Origin of the sequence: Catellatospora sp. NPDC049609 (genome assembly GCF_040675365.1) — a bacterium.
Classification (GTDB): domain Bacteria; phylum Actinomycetota; class Actinomycetes; order Mycobacteriales; family Micromonosporaceae; genus Catellatospora.
Window position 1 is genome coordinate 1 of sequence record NZ_JBFAOU010000322.1, and the last position, 4,640, is coordinate 4,640.

General features: G+C 68.3%; 3 protein-coding genes. 2 read left to right on the forward strand and 1 reads right to left on the reverse strand.

Annotation, left to right across the window (positions count from 1 at the left end):
• Positions 1-396 precede the first annotated feature (396 nt).
• Positions 397-756, reverse strand: coding sequence for a helix-turn-helix domain-containing protein (locus AB0J67_RS39265; protein WP_363490596.1), 360 nt, complete (start codon positions 754-756; stop codon positions 397-399).
• 108 nt (positions 757-864) lie between these two features.
• Between AB0J67_RS39265 and AB0J67_RS39270 the strand changes: the two genes are divergently transcribed.
• Together AB0J67_RS39270 and AB0J67_RS39275 are read left to right on the forward strand one after the other, a co-directional pair.
• Complete coding sequence (locus AB0J67_RS39270; protein WP_363490598.1) at positions 865-1,704, forward strand: NAD(P)H-binding protein; 840 nt, start codon at positions 865-867, stop codon at positions 1,702-1,704.
• A 550-nt stretch (positions 1,705-2,254) separates the two neighbouring features.
• Positions 2,255-4,525, forward strand: coding sequence for a copper oxidase (locus tag AB0J67_RS39275; RefSeq protein WP_363490600.1), 2,271 nt, complete (start codon positions 2,255-2,257; stop codon positions 4,523-4,525).
• The last annotated feature ends 115 nt before the right edge of the window (positions 4,526-4,640 follow it).

Consider the following 4,640-nt stretch of genomic DNA (forward strand, 5'->3'; position numbering starts at 1 on the left):
TGGGGAGAACCGGTGTCCAACCGGGGAGAACTCACGTCCGCCAGCGCGTGGGCCTTCATGTCCGCCAGCGGGGACCGCTACAAGACCGTTGACACCTACCTGAGGATGCGCCGCCGCCGCCCTGGAGGAGAGGCGGCGCCCGTGGCGGTTGTCGCCACGGCGTGAGCATCGTGCCGCATCCCAGCCTGAGACCGGTGCTGGAGACCGAGCTGATCGCTCGAGAGGTGTAGTCGGCCGGGGAACGGCTCACTGCGTTTCTGCACACGGCAGAGGTCACTGCTTCGGCCTCAGGATCGCCAACCCATACAACTTGGACGTTTTTCACTTCGAAGCAGCCGTACACGCTGCGGCGGTGGAAGTCTGGCCCGCAGCCGGCATGGTCAGGCCGGCGCAGGCTCATTGCCCGTCGTAAGCACGCCGTGCCCGCTCCACCTCTCCGAGGCGGGCGTCGGCCCAGGTGGCCAGGTGCGCGAAGAGCGGGCCGAGGCTGGCACCCAGCTCGGTGATCTCGTACTCGACTCGGGGCGGCACCTCGGCGTGGTAGGTGCGTGCGACGAGCCCGTCGCGTTCGAGCTGGCGCAGTCGCTGCGTGAGCACCTTTGGCGTGATGCTGGTCAGCCGCCGCTCCAGCTCCACGAAACGCTGCCGACCGTGCTCATGGAGAACCCACAGGATGGGCGTGGTCCAACGACTGAACACGATATCGACGACCGGCGCGACCGGACACGCCAGCTCGGGGTCCGTCGACCGCACCATGTGGCCTCCCTCACCTATCCAATACTATCCTCTAGGTACCTACTATATCCACGCTACTAACGTCTTCTCCAGCCGCGCGAACGACGCGGTCGAACTGGAGACACAGACATGTTTGTCGTGACAGGTGCCACCGGGAACGTCGGCCGAACGCTGTCGTCGATCCTCGCGAACTCGGGTGCCGCGGTGACGGCGGTGTCCCGTGGACGACGCCCGGTCGCCGTACCGGACGGGGTTCGTCACCACCGCGCGGACCTCGAGCGGCCGGAGAGCCTGCGCCCTGCGCTCGCCGGGGCCGAAGCGCTGTTCCTGCTCGTGGAGGGCGCCGGGGCGAACCTCGACATGGCCGAAATCCTGCGGGTCGTCACAGCCGCCGGCGTGAAGCGCATCGTGCTGCAGTCCTCGCAGGCGGTCGCCACGCGGCCGGGGGCGGCGTCGCACGCGCCGCTGCACACCATCGAGGACCTCGTGCGCCGGTCCGGCCTGGGCTGGACGATCCTGCGCCCCGGCGGCTTCGCCTCCAACGCCTTCGCGTGGGCCGAACCGGTCCGAGCCGGACGGACGGTGGCCGCACCGTTCGGCGACGTCGGCCTGCCTGTGGTCGACCCGGACGACATCGCCGAGGTGGCCGCCGTCGCCCTCCGCGACGGCGCGCACGACGGCCGCACGTACGAGCTCACCGGCCCGGTGCTGAGCACGCCACGCGAACGGGTCGCCGATCTCGCCGCCGCGCTCGGCGAGCCGATCGGCTTCGTCGAGCAGACGCCCGAGGAGGCCCGCGAACAGATGCTGCGGTTCATGCCACCGCCGGTGGTCGAGGGCACGCTGGCGATCCTCGGCGCGCCGACCGACCGGGAGCAGCAGATCAGCCCGGACGTGGCGGAGGTCCTGGGCCGACCGCCGCGCCCCTTCGCCGCCTGGGCCGCGCGCAACATCGACGCCTTCCGCTGACGCGGCGCGCCGCTGGAACGCCCCGCCGACCGATGACCGGCCCGCCTTGATCGGCTGACCGGTCATCGGGACGCTCAGCGGAGAAGGAAGGCGCAACTCGCGACCGCGCACTCGGTCCGGCGGACGTGTACCCGGGTGAGCGCGGCATCCGGTGTCTGGAAATAGCAGTGCGGCCAACCGTTCGGGCAAGAATGCAACTTGCAGAATCCGTGCGGTGGACTGCGCCGGCACATACGTGAAAATATGTTTTGTTGAGGGCGGCGCCGCAGGTGGTGACCGCGTCGAGCCGCTTTCTGGCAGACCGCCAAGGCGCTTTGTGAGCGCCGCGAAGCATCGTTTCCGGGGCGGCACAGTGATGCTTGCCGGGTTGGGCGCATGCCGTAACGGCGGGTTTTCATGGGAGCGCATCCACGTTAACACGGTATCGATTTCGTATTTATGGATCCCGATGCGCGGGGTCCGCCCTGGCATCGTCTCAGGGCTCCTTCCTCCTCCTGGAGAGAACATGTACGTCGAAGATCCCCCACCCGACCACCGTCGGATCCGGCGCGTGCGCCGACGCCGGCTCGCCGTCGGTACGACCCTCGCCGTGGCGCTGGCCTTCCTCGGCTTCAGCCCGCTGCCCTCGGCGGCGTCGGGTGCCGGCGCCGGTCCGCTGCCGGTCCAGTTCAAGCTCACCGACAACAACGGGGCGTGGTACGACACCGGCCTCACCCTGTTCGGCACCAAGTCACTCGGTGTCGCGGTGCTGCCCCGGACCGGCCTGAGCTCGCTGCCACTGGACGTGAACGGCCTGCTCAACAACACCGGCGCGGCGGCCCTGCTGCAGAACCTGCCGCTGGGCACCCTGCTGGGCACCCTGCCCGGCGGCACCAACCCGCTGATCAATCTGGACCAGCTCACCGACGCGGTGAACCTGTCCGGCGGCCTGCTCGGCTTCCTCAACCCGAACGTCCAGAAGGCCAAGCAGGACATCAACGCCCTGGTCACCCAACTGCAGAACGCCCCGGCGGGAGTCCCGATCAACCTGGGCACCCTGCCGGTCGGCGTGGACCTGATGAACCAGCTGGCAGCGCTGCAGGCATTGTCGTCGCCCAACCTGAGCCTGTCGCCGATCGCCCAGTTCCACGTCGGCGCACCGGAGGCCGCGTCGACGCACACCGTGACAAGCCTGATCTACCCGTACGGGTCGCAGCCGATCGACCAGACGAGCGCGTTCGCCGGTGACGTGAGCAAGCAGCTCACCGAACCCGGCCTCTACGCCTGGGCGTGCAAGGTGCACCCGTACATGCTGGGTGCGGTGGTCGTCGACGACCCGCTGACTCCCGGGCTCGACTTCGGCAAGAAGCTCGTCGTCAACGCCCGGGGCGGCAACCTGGTGGTGCCGAGCAACGCCAACATCATCCAGCAGCTGGTGCAGAAGTTCTTCCGGATCACCTCACCCGGGAACTGGCAGACCTTCAGCAACACGGTCTCCAACCGCTGGGACCCCGTGTACCCGCCCGCGCCGATCCTGATGTACGACGCGGCGGAGACTCCGGTGCTCATCCCGAGCCTGGATGCCTACTACCAGTCGCTGTTCACCGAGGGTGTCGACCTGCCCGCGCTGACGCAACGCCCGGCCGTGCCGGGTGTCGGCGAGGTGTGGATCGACGCGCAGATGGCGATGACCGCGGGCAAGACCAAGCCCGGCGTCGCGACGAAGATCGACGTCCAGAACTGGACGATCGCGCGGACCGTGGCCCTGCCGCAGATCAACATGAACAATCCGCACAACATGTGGACGGACCGCAACGGCAACTTCATCTACCAGACCGAGTGGTTCTCCGACCGGCTCACCGTGTTCGACCGGCGCACCGGCGCGCTCGTGCGGACCCTGCAGGTCGGTCCGGACCCGTCGCATGTGATGACCAGGGTCGACACCGACCAGCTGCACATCGCCATCAACGGCGGCAACCAGGTGGTGGAGGTGGCACCGGGCGGCACCGGCATCGACCGGCGGCTGATGACGCAGTACGCCGGGGAGAAGCCGGCGCATCCGCACGCGCACTGGATGAGTGCGGACGGCCGCAAGATGATCACGCCCAACGTCAACAACAACGACGCGGCGGTCTTCCAGGACCTCACCCAGACCAGCGGGGACCTGACCAAGGGGACCACCGGGCAGCTGCCCATCGCCACCAGCATGATGCCCGACAACTCGAAGGCGTACGTGGCCAACTTCCTCGGCCAGAGCGTCTCGTGCGTCTCGCTGGACGCGAACGCCTGCCGCAGCGACGCGGGCACACTGGTCAACAACAAGACCATTGACCTGTGGGGCACCTACGACCCGGTCAGCGGGGCCAGCTCGGGAGCGTTCGGCGGACTGCCGATCCAACTGCCGACCAGCCCCGACGGCCAGGCCGTGCTGGTCGCGAACACCCTCACCAGCAACATCGCGGTCATCGACCCGGACACGGACAAGGTCGTCAAGTACCTGCCGTGCGACTCGGGCTGCCACGGCATCAACTTCGGCGCCAAGCAGGGCGGCGGCTACTACGCCTACGTCTCCAGCAAGTTCGCCAACAGCGTGGCCGTCGTCGACGCCGATCCCAACGGCGACGGCAATCCGGCCGATGCCGCGATCGTGGGCAAGTTCGTTCTCGACCAGGCGCCCGGCACCGCCAACGACGACCCCGTGGTCGCCTACAACGGCATGGGCGGCCAGGGCGTCTTCGCCTACCCGATCGTCTACAACGGCTGGGTCCAGAATGCTCCGGCCGAGGTGGCAGGCCAGCTGACCTGCCGTCAGCTCAACCCCATCAACCCCGAAGCCTGCTGATGTCCCCAGCCGTTCGCCTGCCGGCGAACCCGGCGGGGGACAGCCGGGCTCAAGTGTTGTCCTACACATAGCTCGCGGCGTTCTTCGCCGCCATGTCGGTCACGGCCAGGAAAAC

Coding starts and splice junctions, on each gene's coding strand:
- AB0J67_RS39265 (WP_363490596.1), bottom strand. CDS start 756: ATGGTGCGGTCGACGGACCCCGAGCTGGCGTGTCCGGTCGCGCCGGTC.
- AB0J67_RS39270 (WP_363490598.1), top strand. CDS start 865: ATGTTTGTCGTGACAGGTGCCACCGGGAACGTCGGCCGAACGCTGTCG.